Below are 13,560 nucleotides of genomic sequence, written 5' to 3'. Positions count from 1 at the left end.
CAGATGCCGCGCAGTCTCAAGAAGGGCCCCTTCATCGACGGCCACCTTCTCAAGAAGGTGGACGCGCAGAACGAGGCGGGTACCCAGAACGTCATCAAGACCTGGTCCCGTCGCTCCGTGATCTTCCCGGCCATGCTCGGCCACACGATCGCGGTTCACGATGGTCGCAAGCACGTCCCGGTGTTCGTCACCGAGTCGATGGTCGGCCACAAGCTGGGCGAGTTCGCTCCGACCCGCACCTTCCGCGGCCACGTCAAGGACGACCGCAAGTCGAAGCGTCGCTAGTCGCCTGAGCTTCACCGCCAGAACGACTCAATGACTTACTCCATTAAGGGGACAACCATGGAAGCCAGGGCCCAGGCGCGGTACATCCGCGTCACGCCCATGAAGGCCCGCCGCGTGGTGGACCTCATCCGTGGCCTGCCGGCCACGGAGGCCCAGGCCGTCCTGCGTTTCGCTCCGCAGGCCGCCACCGTGCCGGTCGGCAAGGTGCTCGACAGCGCCATTGCCAACGCCGCGCACAACTACAACCACTCCAACGTGGACGACCTCGTCATCAGCGAGGCGTACGTTGACGAGGGTCCGACCCTGAAGCGGTTCCGCCCGCGTGCCCAGGGCCGCGCCTACCGGATCCGCAAGCGGACCAGCCACATCACCGTGGTCGTCAGCAGCAAGGAAGGGACCCGGTAATGGGCCAGAAGGTTAACCCGCACGGGTTCCGCCTCGGCATCAGCACGGACTTCAAGTCCCGCTGGTACGCCGACAAGCTGTACAAGGACTACGTCAAGGAAGACGTTGCCATTCGTCGCATGATGACGAAGGGCATGGAGCGCGCCGGCATCTCGAAGGTTGAGATCGAGCGCACCCGCGACCGCGTCCGCGTCGACATCCACACCGCCCGCCCCGGCATCGTCATCGGTCGCCGTGGCACCGAGGCCGACCGCATCCGCGGCGACCTCGAGAAGCTGACCGGCAAGCAGGTCCAGCTGAACATCCTCGAGGTCAAGAACCCCGAGCTGGACGCCCAGCTCGTGGCTCAGGGCGTCGCGGAGCAGCTGTCCTCGCGCGTCTCCTTCCGCCGTGCCATGCGCAAGTCGATGCAGGGCACCATGAAGTCCGGCGCCAAGGGCATCAAGGTCCAGTGCTCCGGTCGTCTCGGCGGCGCCGAGATGAGCCGTTCGGAGTTCTACCGCGAGGGTCGCGTGCCGCTGCACACCCTGCGTGCGAACGTCGACTACGGCTTCTTCGAGGCCAAGACCACCTTCGGCCGCATCGGCGTGAAGGTCTGGATCTACAAGGGCGACGTCAAGAACATCGCCGAGGTCCGCGCTGAGAACGCCGCTGCCCGCTCGGGCAACCGCCCGGCCCGTCCCGAGGGTGGTCGTCCCGCCCGCGGTGGCGACCGCCGTGGTGGCGAGCGCGGTGGCCGTGGCCGTCGCCCCGCCGCTGCCGAGGCCCCCGCGGCCGCGGCCGCCGAGGCTCCGGCTGCCGAGAACACCGGAACGGAGGCCTGACCCCAATGCTGATCCCCCGTCGGGTCAAGCACCGCAAGCAGCACCACCCCAAGCGCCGTGGCGCTGCCAAGGGTGGCACCGAGCTCGCGTTCGGCGAGTACGGCATCCAGGCCGTCACCCCGGCCTACGTGACGAACCGGCAGATCGAGTCCGCTCGTATCGCCGTCACCCGTCACATCAAGCGTGGCGGCAAGGTCTGGATCAACATCTACCCGGACCGTCCGCTCACCAAGAAGCCGGCCGAGACCCGCATGGGTTCCGGTAAGGGTTCGCCCGAGTGGTGGATCGCGAACGTGCACCCGGGTCGGGTCATGTTCGAGCTGTCGTACCCCAACGAGAAGGTGGCTCGTGAGGCGCTGACCCGCGCAGCTCACAAGCTCCCGATGAAGTGCCGGATCATCCGGCGCGAGGCAGGTGAGAGCTGATGTCGGCCGGCACCAAGGCTGCTGACCTCCGCGAGCTGGACAACGAGGGTCTCGTTGCCAAGCTCCGTGAGGCCAAGGAGGAGCTGTTCAACCTCCGCTTCCAGGCGGCGACCGGGCAGCTCGACAACCACGGACGGCTGAAGCTCGTCCGCAAGGACATCGCGCGGATCTACACCCTGATGCGCGAGCGCGAGCTGGGCATCGAGACGGTGGAGAACGCCTGATGACTGAGAACACCAACGAGACGCGCGGTTTCCGCAAGACCCGTGAGGGTCTCGTCGTCAGCGACAAGATGGACAAGACCGTCGTCGTCGCCGTCGAGGACCGCGTCAAGCACGCTCTGTACGGCAAGGTCATCCGCCGTACGAACAAGCTGAAGGCGCACGACGAGGCGAACGCCTGCGGCATCGGCGACCGGGTCCTCCTCGCGGAGACCCGCCCGCTGTCCGCGACGAAGCGCTGGCGCGTCGTCGAGATCCTCGAGAAGGCCAAGTAACGAAGCCGATGTGGTACGGCCGTATGTGCAGCGGGTCCCTGCGGGACGCCGGTGTGAGCAGCGGCCGGCCCGTCAGCTCTCGTTGACGATCAGGAGAAAGCTGTGATCCAGCAGGAGTCGCGACTGCGTGTCGCCGACAACACGGGCGCGAAGGAAATCCTTTGCATCCGCGTTCTCGGTGGCTCCGGTCGTCGCTACGCCGGTATCGGGGACGTCATCGTCGCGACCGTCAAGGACGCGATCCCCGGCGGTTCGGTGAAGAAGGGTGACGTCGTCAAGTGCGTCGTCGTCCGTACCGTGAAGTCGCGTCGTCGTCCGGATGGCTCGTACATCCGCTTCGACGAGAACGCCGCGGTTGTTCTGAAGAACACCGATGGTGACCCCCGTGGCACCCGCATCTTCGGCCCGGTGGGCCGCGAGCTGCGTGACAAGAAGTTCATGAAGATCATCTCGCTTGCGCCGGAGGTGCTCTAACTCATGGCGAACAGCATGAAGATCAAGAAGGGTGACCTGGTTCAGGTCATCACCGGCAAGGACCGCGGCAAGCAGGGCAAGGTCATCCAGGCCATGCCCGCCGAGAACAAGGTCCTGGTCGAGGGTGTGAACCGGGTCAAGAAGCACACCAAGCCGGGCCCGGGCACTCAGGGTGGCATTGTCACCGTCGAGGCCCCGGTGCACGTCTCCAACGTCCAGCTGGTCGTGGAGAAGGACGGCAAGAAGGTCGTCACCCGCGTTGGCTACCGCTTCGATGACGAGGGCAACAAGATCCGCGTTGCCAAGCGAACCGGTGAGGACATCTGATGTCTGAGACGACTGTTGAGAAGGTGACCCCCCGTCTCAAGGAGCGTTACAACTCCGAGATCAAGGGTCAGCTGCAGGAGCAGTTCTCGTACGAGAACGTCATGCTGACGCCCGGCCTGGTCAAGGTCGTCGTCAACATGGGTGTCGGCGAGGCCGCCCGTGACAGCAAGCTGATCGAGGGCGCGATCCGCGACCTGACCGCGATCACCGGTCAGAAGCCGGCCGTGACCAAGGCTCGCAAGTCCATCGCGCAGTTCAAGCTGCGCGAGGGCCAGCCGATCGGCACGCACGTCACCCTCCGCGGTGACCGCATGTGGGAGTTCCTGGACCGTCTGGTTTCGCTGGCCCTGCCGCGAATCCGTGACTTCCGCGGCCTCTCCCCGAAGCAGTTCGACGGCCGTGGCAACTACACCTTCGGTCTGACCGAGCAGGTTATGTTCCACGAGATCGACCAGGACAAGGTCGACCGTCAGCGCGGTATGGACATCACCGTCGTGACCACCGCTCAGACCGACGACGAGGGCCGGGCGCTCCTGCGCGCTCTGGGCTTCCCGTTCAAGGAGGCGTGAGCCAATGGCGAAGAAGTCCCTCATCGCGAAGGCCGAGCGGAAGCCGAAGTTCGGCGTCCGGGCCTACACCCGGTGCCAGCGCTGCGGCCGTCCGCACTCGGTGTACCGCAAGTTCGGCCTGTGCCGTGTCTGCCTCCGTGAGATGGCGCACCGCGGCGAGCTGCCGGGCGTGACCAAGAGCTCCTGGTAATCAAGGCGCTTTAGGCACACAGCGAAGCAGAGGTGCCCGATCCCACACCGGCCCGTTTTGGGCCTGCCGTACGGATTCCCGTAAGGTAGTGGGGTCGGGCCCCCTGCCACGGCTTCCCCATGGACGTCCGTGGCCCTCTCAAGGGAGGGCTCGCACCCAGTCTTACGACGTCGCAGGTCCCCTGCGCTTGTGCCCCTGACGAACTCGGAAGAGTGCGTAAGGGGGACCTGGCGCGGAGAAACCGCGGCGAGAGAGGCCTGAGGCCATCATGACCATGACCGACCCCATCGCAGACATGCTCACGCGTCTGCGTAACGCGAACTCGGCGTACCACGACACCGTGGCGATGCCGGCCAGCAAGATCAAGGCGCACGTCGCCGAGATCCTGCAGCAGGAGGGGTACATCTCCTCCTACAAGGTTGAGGAGCCCGTCGAGGGCGAGGTCGGCAAGAAGCTGACCATCGAGCTCAAGTTCGGCCCCAACCGTGAGCGCTCCATTGCCGGCATCAAGCGCATCAGCAAGCCGGGTCTGCGTGTTTACGCAAAGTCCACCAACCTGCCGAAGGTTCTCGGCGGCCTGGGCGTGGCGATCATCTCCACGTCCTCCGGCCTCCTGACCGACAAGCAGGCCGCCAAGAAGGGCGTAGGCGGAGAAGTTCTCGCCTACGTCTGGTAATTCGGGAAACGGAGGTACAGCAATGTCGCGCATTGGACGGCTGCCCATCCAGGTCCCCGCTGGCGTGGACGTCACCATCGATGGCCAGACGGTCTCGGTGAAGGGCCCGAAGGGCTCCCTCACCCACGTCGTCGCCGCGCCGATCGAGATCGGCAAGGGCGAGGACGGCATTCTGGCTGTCACCCGCCCCAACGACGAGCGTCAGTCGAAGGCCCTGCACGGCCTGACCCGCACGCTGGTGGCGAACATGATCACCGGCGTGACCGCGGGCTACCGCAAGTCGCTGGAGATCAGCGGTGTCGGCTACCGAGTTCTGGCGAAGGGCTCCGACATGGAGTTCCAGCTGGGCTACAGCCACCCGATCCTCGTCGAGGCGCCGGAGGGCATCTCCTTCGTCGTCGAGTCGGCCACCAAGTTCCACGTGGACGGCATCGACAAGCAGAAGGTCGGCGAGGTCGCCGCGAAGATCCGCAAGCTGCGCAAGCCGGACCCGTACAAGGCCAAGGGTGTCAAGTACGCGGGCGAGGTCATCCGCCGCAAGGTCGGAAAGAGTGGTAAGTAAGCGATGAGTGTCTCTGTCAAGATCGGCAAGGGCAACGCCTACAAGAGCGCCGCTCGCAAGCGCCGCGCGATCCGCGTTCGCAAGCGCGTCGTCGGCACCGAGGTGCGTCCGCGCCTCGTCGTGACGCGCTCGAACCGTCACATGGTCGCCCAGGTCATCGACGACGCCAAGGGTCACACCCTGGCGTCGGCGTCCACCCTCGACGTGTCCATCAAGGGCGCCGAGGGCGACAAGACCGAGCTGGCCAAGAAGGTCGGGAGCCTGGTCGCCGAGCGCGCCAAGGCCGCCGGCATCGAGTCGGTCGTCTTCGACCGCGCGGGCAACCGGTACGCCGGCCGCATCGCCGCCCTGGCGGACGCGGCCCGCGAGGCCGGGCTCGACTTCTAAGCCGCTCGTCGACTCTGTCGACGGACGTAAACGAGAGAGGTAATTCCAATGGCTGGACCCCAGCGCCGCGGTAGCGGCGCCGGCGGTGGCACCGGCGGTGGCGAGCGGCGCGACCGTAAGCGTGACGACCGGGGCAACGCCCCCGCCGTCGAGAAGACCGCTTACGTCGAGCGCGTCGTCGCGATCAACCGTGTCGCCAAGGTTGTCAAGGGTGGTCGTCGCTTCAGCTTCACCGCGCTGGTCGTGGTGGGCGACGGTGACGGCACCGTGGGTGTCGGTTACGGCAAGGCGAAGGAGGTTCCGGCCGCCATCGCCAAGGGTGTTGAGGAGGCCAAGAAGAACTTCTTCAAGGTCCCCCGTATCCAGGGCACCATCCCGCACCCGATCCAGGGTGAGAAGGCCGCCGGCGTCGTGCTGCTGAAGCCCGCCGCCCCCGGTACCGGTGTTATCGCCGGTGGTCCGGTGCGCGCCGTCCTGGAGTGCGCCGGCATCCACGACATCCTGTCGAAGTCGCTCGGCTCGGACAACGCGATCAACATCGTGCACGCCACCGTGGCCGCTCTGAAGGGCCTCGTGCGCCCCGAGGAGATCGCCGCCCGTCGTGGTCTGCCGCTGGAGGACGTGGCCCCCGCCGCTCTGCTGCGGGCGCGTGCTGCTGGGGTGAGCGCCTGATGGCTCGCCTGAAGATCACGCAGACCAAGTCGTACATCGGCAGCAAGCAGAACCACCGTGACACCCTGCGTTCGCTTGGTCTCAAGCGCATGCACGACGTGGTGGTCAAGGAGGACCGTCCCGAGATTCGCGGGATGGCCCACACGGTCCGTCACCTGGTGACGGTTGAGGAGGTGGACTGATCATGGGCGACAACCCGATCAAGATCCACAACCTGCGTCCCGCCCCGGGTGCCAAGACCGACAAGATCCGCGTGGGTCGTGGTGAGGGCTCCAAGGGTAAGACCGCTGGTCGTGGTACCAAGGGCACGAAGGCCCGCTACCAGGTTCCGCAGCGCTTCGAGGGTGGCCAGATGCCGCTCCACATGCGCCTGCCGAAGCTGAAGGGTTTCAAGAACCCGTTCAAGATCACCTTCCAGGTCGTCAACCTCGACAAGCTGGCCGAGCTCTACCCGCAGGGTGGAGAGGTCACGGTCGAGGACCTGGTCGCCAAGGGCGCGGTTCGCAAGAACTCCCTCGTCAAGGTGCTCGGCACCGGCGAGATCTCGGTTGCCCTGCAGGTGACGGTCGACGCCGTCTCCGGCTCGGCCGCCGAGAAGATCACCGCCGCCGGCGGTACGGTCACCGAGCTCGTCTGAGCCCGCTGACAACCGGCTTCGAGCCCCGCACCTCCTCCGGGAGGTGCGGGGCTCGCGCCGTTCCCGGGGATATCCGGCCGGACGGCGCTCGTTCTTTTGTGTGGCAAACCCGGGCATCCCGTACCCCATGAGTGGGGGAGGGGTGGTACGCGCTTCTTCCGAGTGGCTGCGCACTGTTAGAGTCCGTGGAGTTCCCTTGTAGGCTGCGCGTAGGCTCGCCTGTGCCGTCTGTACGGGAGCCCGAACCGCCAAACTCCCCATTCAGGACCGACCCTCCCGCCGACGACGCGCGGGAGGCGCAGGAGGCACCGTGCTCAGTGCGTTCGCGCGGGCGTTCCAGACGCCCGACCTGCGCAAGAAGCTGCTGTTCACGCTGGGCATCATGGTGCTGTTCCGCCTGGGCTCGCACATCCCGATCCCGGGCGTGAGCTTCACGGCCGTGAACGAGTGCGTGAAGGAGACCAAGAACAGCGGCCTCTTCGGACTCGTCAACCTGTTCAGCGGTGGCGCGCTCCTCCAGCTGACGATCTTCGCCCTCGGCATCATGCCGTACATCACGGCGAGCATCATCCTCCAGCTCCTCACCGTCGTGATCCCGCGACTGGAGATGCTGAAGAAGGAGGGACAGGCCGGCCAGGCCAAGATCACCCAGTACACCCGCTACCTGACCATCGCGCTCGCCGTGCTCCAGGGCACCGGCATCGTGGCGACGGCCTCCAGCGGTGCGCTGTTCTCCGGCTGCCCGCTGGCCAACCAGATCGTCCCGGACACCGGCGTGTTCCGGATCGCCGTCATGGTGCTCACCATGACCGCCGGCACGACGGTCATCATGTGGCTCGGCGAGCTGATCACCGACCGCGGCATCGGCAACGGCATGTCGCTGCTGATCTTCACCTCGATCGCGGCCCAGTTCCCGTCCTCGATGTGGGCGATCAAGCAGTCCGGCACCATCGGCGGCGGCTGGGTCGAGTTCCTCTCCGTGGTCGCGGTCGGCGTCATCGTCGTGATGCTGGTCATCTTCGTCGAGCAGGCCCAGCGCCGGATCCCGGTCCAGTACGCGAAGCGGATGATCGGGCGCCGCGCGTTCGGCGGGACCTCGACCTACATCCCGCTCAAGGTGAACCAGGCCGGTGTCATCCCGGTCATCTTCGCCTCGTCGCTGCTGTACATCCCCGCCCTGGTGGTCCAGCTGACCAACAGCCAGGCAGGCTGGGCCACGTGGATCCGGACGAACTTCGTCAAGGGTGACCACCCGATCTACATGGCCACCTACTTCCTGCTGATCGTCTTCTTCGCGTTCTTCTACGTCGCCATCTCCTTCAACCCCGAAGAAGTTGCCGACAACATGAAGAAGTATGGTGGGTTCATCCCGGGTATCCGGGCCGGCCGACCGACGGCCGAGTACCTGAACTACGTGCTGACCCGTATCACGTGGCCGGGTTCGCTCTACCTGGGCCTGATCGCGTTGATCCCGATGATCGCCCTGGTCGCCTTCGGACAGCAGACCAACTTCCCGTTCGGCGGCACCAGCGTGCTCATCGTCGTCGGCGTCGGACTCGAAACTGTGAAGCAGATCGAGAGCCAGCTCCAGCAGCGCAATTACGAAGGGTTCCTCCGCTGATGCGTATCGTCCTCGTTGGTCCTCCCGGGGCCGGGAAGGGTACTCAGGCGCACCTGCTCGCCAAGACCCTGTCCATCCCGCACATCTCCACCGGCGACCTGTTCCGTGCCAACATCGGCCAGGGCACCCCGCTGGGGCTCGAGGCCAAGGGCTACATGGACGCCGGCCGCCTGGTACCGGACGAGGTCACCATCGGGATGGCCAAGGACCGCATGCTCCAGGCGGACGCCGAGAACGGCTTCCTGCTCGACGGCTTCCCCCGCAACCTGGGCCAGGCCGAGGCGCTCGACGAGTTTCTCGCCGAGAAGGGCATCAAGCTGGACGGCGTCCTGGACCTGGAGGTCCCCGAGGACGAGGTCGTCAAGCGGATCGCGGGCCGTCGCCTGTGCCGCAAGAACGGCAGCCACGTGTTCCACGTCGCGTACAACCCGCCGAAGGAGGAGGGTGTCTGCGACGAGTGCGGTGGCGAGCTCTACCAGCGCTCGGACGACACCGAGGCGGCGGTGCGCACCCGCCTGGAGGTCTACCACACGGAGACCGAGCCGATCATCGGCTACTACAAGGAGCAGGGGCTGCTGGTGACCATCCCGGCCCTCGGCAAGGTGGACGAGGTCACCTCCCGCGCCATCGAGGCGCTGAAGCAGGACAGCTGAGTCTCTCGGCGAACGTACGACGGTACGGCCGGGTCGCCCGCCCCTCGCGGGTGGCCCGGCCGTTTCGGCGTCGTACGGTGGTAGCAGTGGTAATCCGGACTTGGAAGGCGTGACCAGATGGTGGAGATCAAGACCCCCGAGCAGATCGCGAAGATGCGAGCGGCCGGGCTGGTCGTCGCCGAGGCCCTGAAGGCCTGTCGCGAGGCGGTCGTCCCCGGGGTGACCACCCAGGAGCTCAACGACGTCGCGGACAAGGTCATCACCGGCCACGGTGCCACCTCGAACTTCCGGGCCCACCACGGCGGGCTCTGGTTCCCGGGCGTGATCTGCGCCTCGGTGAACAACGAGGTCGTGCACGGCATCCCCGGCGAGCGGGTGCTCCAGGAGGGTGACGTCATCTCGATCGACTGCGGCGCCATCCTGGACGGCTGGCACGGTGACTCGGCCATCACGGTGGCGGTCGGCGAGGTCAGCCCGGAGGTCGAGATGCTGAGCCGGGTCACCGAGGGCTCGATGTGGGCCGGCATCGCCCAGATGAAGAAGAACAACCGCCTGGTGGACGTCTCCAAGGCGATCGAGGGCTTCATCCGTCGCCAGCCGCTGCCGCCGAAGGGCAAGTGGGGCATCACCGAGGGCTACGGCGGCCACGGCATCGGCACCGCGATGCACATGGAGCCGCACGTGCTGAACTACGTCGAGCGCGGCCGCGGCAAGGGCCCGAAGCTGGTCCCCGGCACCGTGCTGGCGATCGAGCCGATGGTCTCGCTCGGCACCCCGCACACCACCGTGCTGGACGACGAGTGGACGGTCGTCACCAACGACGGCACCTGGGCCTCGCACTGGGAGCACTCGGTGGCCGTCACCGAGCAGGGCCCGCTGGTGCTGACCGCCTTCGACGGCGGCAAGGCGGAGCTGGCCAAGCTGGGCATCACCGCAGCTCCGGACCCCCTCGCGTAGTCGCCACGGCGCCCAACTGCCGCTGCTGACAAGGGATCAGAGCCCTGGAGGTTTGGACCTCCAGGGCTTTTGTCCTATTTTTATCGGCTGGCAGGGTCTGTAGTGGCTCACGAGCGAGCAGGAGAGAGTAAGTGCTCAAGGGATTCCGCGACTTCATGATGCGCGGCAACGTCGTCGACATGGCGGTCGGTGTGGTCATCGGTGCCGCGTTCACCGCGGTGGTGACCGGCTTCGTGTCCGCCTTCCTCACCCCGCTGGTGGGCGTGGTGGTCGGTGCGGCCGGCGACTTCAGCTCGTACAAGGCGCACATCGCGGGGGTGACCTTCCCGTACGGGCAGTTCCTCAACGTGCTGATCGCGTTCTTCATGACCGCCGCGGTGCTGTACTTCTGCGTGGTGCTGCCGATCACCAAGGCGACCGCGCGCTACATGCCGAAGAAGCCGAAGACGCCGAAGCGTCCCTGCCCCGAGTGCCTGACCGAGATCCCCGAGGCCGCCCGCCGCTGCTCGGCCTGCACCGCCCACGTCGAGCCGCTGGTGGTCGTCGCCAAGGCCTGACGCGACGGGTGTGACGGTGACCGCTTTCCGGGGCCCCCGTTTTGGTCCGCCGGACGCGCTGGCGTAGGATGGACCGTCGGCTCACTCGTAGCGTGCTTCAGCGCGCCCTCTTCCCCCCGGGGGAGGGGTGAACCCAGGTTCGCACGAGCGTTCCGCATACGGTAGCCGGTCCCGGAAGGTGGATCTCGCAGTTCATGGCTAAGAAGCAAGGCGCCATTGAGATCGAGGGCACCGTGATCGAGTCTCTGCCGAACGCGATGTTCAAGGTCGAGCTGCAGAACGGTCACAAGGTCCTCGCGCACATCAGTGGCAAGATGCGCATGCACTACATCCGCATCCTGCCGGACGACCGGGTCGTCGTGGAGCTCAGCCCCTACGACCTCACGCGCGGGCGGATCGTCTACCGCTACAAGTAAGAACGTCAGATCTAGACCCGGAGAACCTGAACATGAAGGTCAAGCCGAGCGTCAAGAAGATCTGCGACAAGTGCAAGGTGATCCGCCGTCACGGCCGGGTCATGGTGATCTGCGACAACCTGCGCCACAAGCAGCGCCAGGGCTGATCTCTCCCCAGCATTTCTCGTAGTACTTCGCGCGACGCGAAAACGTCATAAGCGGGCTGCCCGATCCGTTCCGTCCGGAACGGACTGCCACCCCCGGTCAGAGGCCGGGGCTCCCTCACCGTGAGGTGTCGGAGTAGGTAGCACGCAAGACCTCTGAAAAAGCACAGGAGCCTTGAATGGCACGCCTCGCCGGCGTTGATCTCCCCCGTGAGAAGCGGATCGAGATCGCCCTCACCTACGTGTACGGCATCGGCCGTACCCGCGCCCAGCAGACCCTGGCCGAGACCGGTGTGAACCCGGACGTCCGCGTCCGCGACATCACCGAGGACGACCTGGTCAAGCTGGGTCAGTACATCGACGCCAACTACACGGTCGAGGGTGACCTCCGCCGTGAGGTGGCCGCCGACATCCGCCGCAAGGTCGAGATCGGCTGCTACGAGGGTCTGCGTCACCGCCGTGGCCTGCCGGTCCGCGGCCAGCGCACCCACACCAACGCGCGTACCCGCAAGGGCCCGCGTCGCGCGATCGCCGGTAAGAAGAAGCCGGGCAAGAAGTAGTCCGTCCCGTAACCGGACATCCCTCCGGCCCGCGGGTCAGCGGACCGACCACCTCAGTAGGAGAACAGACTTATGCCCCCCAAGGGTCGTCAGGCTGCCGGCGCGAAGAAGATCCGCCGCAAGGAAAAGAAGAACGTCGCTCACGGCCACGCGCACATCAAGAGCACGTTCAACAACACCATCGTTTCGATCACCGACCCCGCGGGCAACGTGATCTCCTGGGCCTCCGCCGGCCACGTCGGCTTCAAGGGCTCGCGCAAGTCCACCCCGTTCGCCGCGCAGATGGCCGCCGAGGCCGCTGCCCGTCGCGCGCAGGAGCACGGCATGCGCAAGGTTGACGTCTTCGTGAAGGGTCCGGGCTCCGGCCGCGAGACCGCGATCCGTTCGCTCCAGGCCACCGGCCTGGAGGTCGGCTCGATCCAGGACGTCACCCCCACCCCGCACAACGGCTGCCGTCCGCCGAAGCGCCGCCGCGTCTGACGCAGCGCCTTCGGGCACGCAGGTGATGTTTTAAACCTCGTACGGGCTCCCGTTCTCCACGGGAGCCCGTACGCTTGGTCCTGTCGGCATCAAATAGTGGGTGCCGAAGACAACCGGAGGATTTCCCCCATGCTTATCGCTCAGCGTCCCTCGCTGACCGAAGAGGTCGTCGACGAGTTCCGCTCCCGGTTCGTGATCGAGCCGCTGGAGCCGGGCTTCGGCTACACCCTCGGCAACTCCCTGCGCCGCACGCTCCTGTCGTCGATCCCGGGTGCCGCTGTCACCAGCATCCGCATCGACGGCGTCCTGCACGAGTTCACCACCGTGCCGGGCGTCAAGGAGGACGTGACCGACCTCATCCTCAACATCAAGCAGCTGGTCGTCTCCTCGGAGCACGACGAGCCGGTCGTGATGTACCTGCGCAAGCAGGGCCCGGGTGTCGTCACCGCCGCCGACATCGCCCCGCCGGCGGGTGTCGAGGTGCACAACCCCGAGCTGGTCCTCGCCACGCTGAACGGCAAGGGCAAGCTGGAGATGGAGCTGACCGTCGAGCGCGGTCGCGGCTACGTCTCCGCCGTCCAGAACAAGGCCTCCGGCCAGGAGATCGGCCGCATCCCGGTCGACTCGATCTACAGCCCGGTGCTGAAGGTCACCTACAAGGTCGAGGCCACCCGTGTCGAGCAGCGGACCGACTTCGACAAGCTGATCGTCGACGTCGAGACCAAGCCCGCCATGCGTCCGCGCGACGCCATGGCCTCGGCCGGCAAGACCCTGGTCGAGCTGTTCGGTCTCGCCCGCGAGCTGAACATCGACGCCGAGGGCATCGACATGGGCCCGTCCCCGACGGACGCCGCCCTGGCCGCCGACCTGGCGCTGCCGATCGAGGAGCTGGAGCTCACCGTCCGCTCCTACAACTGCCTCAAGCGCGAGGGCATCCACACCGTGGGTGAGCTCGTGGCCCGCTCCGAGGCCGACCTGCTCGACATCCGCAACTTTGGTGCGAAGTCGATCGACGAGGTCAAGGCGAAGCTGGCCGGCATGGGCCTGGCCCTCAAGGACAGCCCGCCCGGGTTCGACCCGACCGCTGCCGCCGACGCCTTCGGCGCCGACGACCTCGACGACTCGCACTTCGCCGAGACCGAGCAGTACTAAGAGAATTGGCCGCGGGGGCGGTTCCACGGAGCCGCCCCCGTCGTCGCGAAAGTCGTACGGGCAACAGTGCCCGTACGCCCGCTGCGGTACCT

25 protein-coding genes are annotated in these 13,560 nt (G+C 66.5%); all 25 read left to right on the top strand.

All coding sequences use genetic code 11. The annotated features are described in order from the left end of the window. Positions 1 to 3: 3 nt before the first annotated feature. On the top strand, positions 4 to 285 hold the full coding sequence (gene rpsS / locus ACFWJ4_RS02885; RefSeq protein WP_030055821.1) for a 30S ribosomal protein S19: 282 nt from the start codon (positions 4 to 6) through the stop codon (positions 283 to 285). A 57-nt stretch (positions 286 to 342) separates the two neighbouring features. After that, positions 343 to 690 carry a 50S ribosomal protein L22 gene (rplV, locus tag ACFWJ4_RS02880; protein WP_030055822.1) on the top strand — a complete coding sequence of 116 codons (348 nt, stop codon included), beginning with the start codon at positions 343 to 345 and terminating at the stop codon, positions 688 to 690. Continuing rightward, the gene (gene rpsC, locus ACFWJ4_RS02875) at positions 690 to 1,514 is read left to right on the top strand and encodes a 30S ribosomal protein S3 (protein ID WP_359820416.1); all 825 of its coding nucleotides are present in this window, start codon (positions 690 to 692) and stop codon (positions 1,512 to 1,514) included. The genes rplV and rpsC overlap by 1 nt, the downstream gene beginning before the upstream one ends. 5 nt (positions 1,515 to 1,519) lie before the next feature. Next, entirely contained in the window at positions 1,520 to 1,939 is a 420-nt protein-coding gene (gene rplP / locus ACFWJ4_RS02870; RefSeq protein WP_030055824.1) for a 50S ribosomal protein L16, read from the top strand. Further along, positions 1,939 to 2,163: a 50S ribosomal protein L29 gene (gene rpmC, locus ACFWJ4_RS02865; protein ID WP_063348970.1), complete on the top strand. Its 225-nt coding sequence runs from the start codon at positions 1,939 to 1,941 to the stop codon at positions 2,161 to 2,163. Before rplP ends, rpmC begins: the two co-directional genes overlap by 1 nt. After that, a complete protein-coding gene (gene rpsQ / locus ACFWJ4_RS02860) occupies positions 2,163 to 2,435 on the top strand; it encodes a 30S ribosomal protein S17 (RefSeq protein WP_030055826.1) in 273 nt (90 codons plus the stop codon). The genes rpmC and rpsQ overlap by 1 nt, the downstream gene beginning before the upstream one ends. A 102-nt stretch (positions 2,436 to 2,537) precedes the next feature. Beyond that, positions 2,538 to 2,909, top strand: coding sequence for a 50S ribosomal protein L14 (gene rplN / locus ACFWJ4_RS02855; protein WP_030393301.1), 372 nt, complete (start codon positions 2,538 to 2,540; stop codon positions 2,907 to 2,909). Between the two features lie 15 nt (positions 2,910 to 2,924). Further along, the gene (gene rplX / locus ACFWJ4_RS02850; RefSeq protein ID WP_030055828.1) at positions 2,925 to 3,236 is read left to right on the top strand and encodes a 50S ribosomal protein L24; all 312 of its coding nucleotides are present in this window, start codon (positions 2,925 to 2,927) and stop codon (positions 3,234 to 3,236) included. Then, a complete protein-coding gene (rplE, locus tag ACFWJ4_RS02845; RefSeq protein WP_030393302.1) occupies positions 3,236 to 3,805 on the top strand; it encodes a 50S ribosomal protein L5 in 570 nt (189 codons plus the stop codon). The genes rplX and rplE overlap by 1 nt, the downstream gene beginning before the upstream one ends. 4 nt (positions 3,806 to 3,809) lie before the next feature. After that, on the top strand, positions 3,810 to 3,995 hold the full coding sequence (locus ACFWJ4_RS02840; protein WP_030393303.1) for a type Z 30S ribosomal protein S14: 186 nt from the start codon (positions 3,810 to 3,812) through the stop codon (positions 3,993 to 3,995). 268 nt (positions 3,996 to 4,263) lie between these two features. Then, the gene (gene rpsH / locus ACFWJ4_RS02835) at positions 4,264 to 4,671 is read left to right on the top strand and encodes a 30S ribosomal protein S8 (RefSeq protein WP_033824224.1); all 408 of its coding nucleotides are present in this window, start codon (positions 4,264 to 4,266) and stop codon (positions 4,669 to 4,671) included. A gap of 22 nt (positions 4,672 to 4,693) precedes the next feature. Further along, positions 4,694 to 5,233: a 50S ribosomal protein L6 gene (gene rplF, locus ACFWJ4_RS02830; RefSeq protein ID WP_030393304.1), complete on the top strand. Its 540-nt coding sequence runs from the start codon at positions 4,694 to 4,696 to the stop codon at positions 5,231 to 5,233. A 3-nt stretch (positions 5,234 to 5,236) separates the two neighbouring features. Beyond that, positions 5,237 to 5,620: a 50S ribosomal protein L18 gene (rplR, locus tag ACFWJ4_RS02825; RefSeq protein WP_030280785.1), complete on the top strand. Its 384-nt coding sequence runs from the start codon at positions 5,237 to 5,239 to the stop codon at positions 5,618 to 5,620. A 48-nt stretch (positions 5,621 to 5,668) separates the two neighbouring features. Further along, positions 5,669 to 6,292, top strand: a complete 624-nt coding sequence (gene rpsE / locus ACFWJ4_RS02820; protein WP_030055834.1) for a 30S ribosomal protein S5 — start codon at positions 5,669 to 5,671, stop codon at positions 6,290 to 6,292. Continuing rightward, positions 6,292 to 6,474 carry a 50S ribosomal protein L30 gene (gene rpmD, locus ACFWJ4_RS02815; RefSeq protein ID WP_030055835.1) on the top strand — a complete coding sequence of 61 codons (183 nt, stop codon included), beginning with the start codon at positions 6,292 to 6,294 and terminating at the stop codon, positions 6,472 to 6,474. The genes rpsE and rpmD overlap by 1 nt, the downstream gene beginning before the upstream one ends. Before the next feature lie 2 nt (positions 6,475 to 6,476). Then, complete coding sequence (rplO, locus tag ACFWJ4_RS02810) at positions 6,477 to 6,929, top strand: 50S ribosomal protein L15 (RefSeq protein WP_255752515.1); 453 nt, start codon at positions 6,477 to 6,479, stop codon at positions 6,927 to 6,929. Positions 6,930 to 7,239: 310 nt separating this feature from the next. Then, positions 7,240 to 8,550: a preprotein translocase subunit SecY gene (gene secY / locus ACFWJ4_RS02805; RefSeq protein WP_359820423.1), complete on the top strand. Its 1,311-nt coding sequence runs from the start codon at positions 7,240 to 7,242 to the stop codon at positions 8,548 to 8,550. Then, the gene (locus ACFWJ4_RS02800) at positions 8,550 to 9,203 is read left to right on the top strand and encodes an adenylate kinase (RefSeq protein ID WP_380538526.1); all 654 of its coding nucleotides are present in this window, start codon (positions 8,550 to 8,552) and stop codon (positions 9,201 to 9,203) included. Before secY ends, ACFWJ4_RS02800 begins: the two co-directional genes overlap by 1 nt. Before the next feature lie 117 nt (positions 9,204 to 9,320). Then, positions 9,321 to 10,160 (top strand): type I methionyl aminopeptidase, encoded by an 840-nt coding sequence (gene map / locus ACFWJ4_RS02795; RefSeq protein ID WP_380538524.1) that lies wholly within the window; start codon positions 9,321 to 9,323, stop codon positions 10,158 to 10,160. A 131-nt stretch (positions 10,161 to 10,291) separates the two neighbouring features. Next, positions 10,292 to 10,717 carry a large conductance mechanosensitive channel protein MscL gene (gene mscL / locus ACFWJ4_RS02790; protein ID WP_359897506.1) on the top strand — a complete coding sequence of 142 codons (426 nt, stop codon included), beginning with the start codon at positions 10,292 to 10,294 and terminating at the stop codon, positions 10,715 to 10,717. A gap of 194 nt (positions 10,718 to 10,911) precedes the next feature. Further along, entirely contained in the window at positions 10,912 to 11,133 is a 222-nt protein-coding gene (infA, locus tag ACFWJ4_RS02785) for a translation initiation factor IF-1 (RefSeq protein WP_003956442.1), read from the top strand. A gap of 32 nt (positions 11,134 to 11,165) precedes the next feature. Further along, positions 11,166 to 11,279 (top strand): 50S ribosomal protein L36, encoded by a 114-nt coding sequence (gene rpmJ / locus ACFWJ4_RS02780; RefSeq protein ID WP_003956441.1) that lies wholly within the window; start codon positions 11,166 to 11,168, stop codon positions 11,277 to 11,279. 176 nt (positions 11,280 to 11,455) lie between these two features. Beyond that, on the top strand, positions 11,456 to 11,836 hold the full coding sequence (gene rpsM, locus ACFWJ4_RS02775) for a 30S ribosomal protein S13 (RefSeq protein ID WP_350511311.1): 381 nt from the start codon (positions 11,456 to 11,458) through the stop codon (positions 11,834 to 11,836). 72 nt (positions 11,837 to 11,908) lie between these two features. Further along, positions 11,909 to 12,316, top strand: a complete 408-nt coding sequence (gene rpsK, locus ACFWJ4_RS02770) for a 30S ribosomal protein S11 (protein ID WP_030232513.1) — start codon at positions 11,909 to 11,911, stop codon at positions 12,314 to 12,316. A gap of 129 nt (positions 12,317 to 12,445) precedes the next feature. Next, a complete protein-coding gene (locus tag ACFWJ4_RS02765) occupies positions 12,446 to 13,468 on the top strand; it encodes a DNA-directed RNA polymerase subunit alpha (RefSeq protein WP_049649049.1) in 1,023 nt (340 codons plus the stop codon). The last annotated feature ends 92 nt before the right edge of the window (positions 13,469 to 13,560 follow it).

Origin of the sequence: Kitasatospora sp. NPDC127067 (assembly GCF_042724755.1) — a bacterium.
In the GTDB taxonomy this organism is placed as follows: Bacteria; Actinomycetota; Actinomycetes; order Streptomycetales; family Streptomycetaceae; genus Kitasatospora; species Kitasatospora lactacystinica.
Note: the sequence above shows the minus strand (reverse complement) of the source record. Positions and strands in the feature narration are given on the sequence as shown.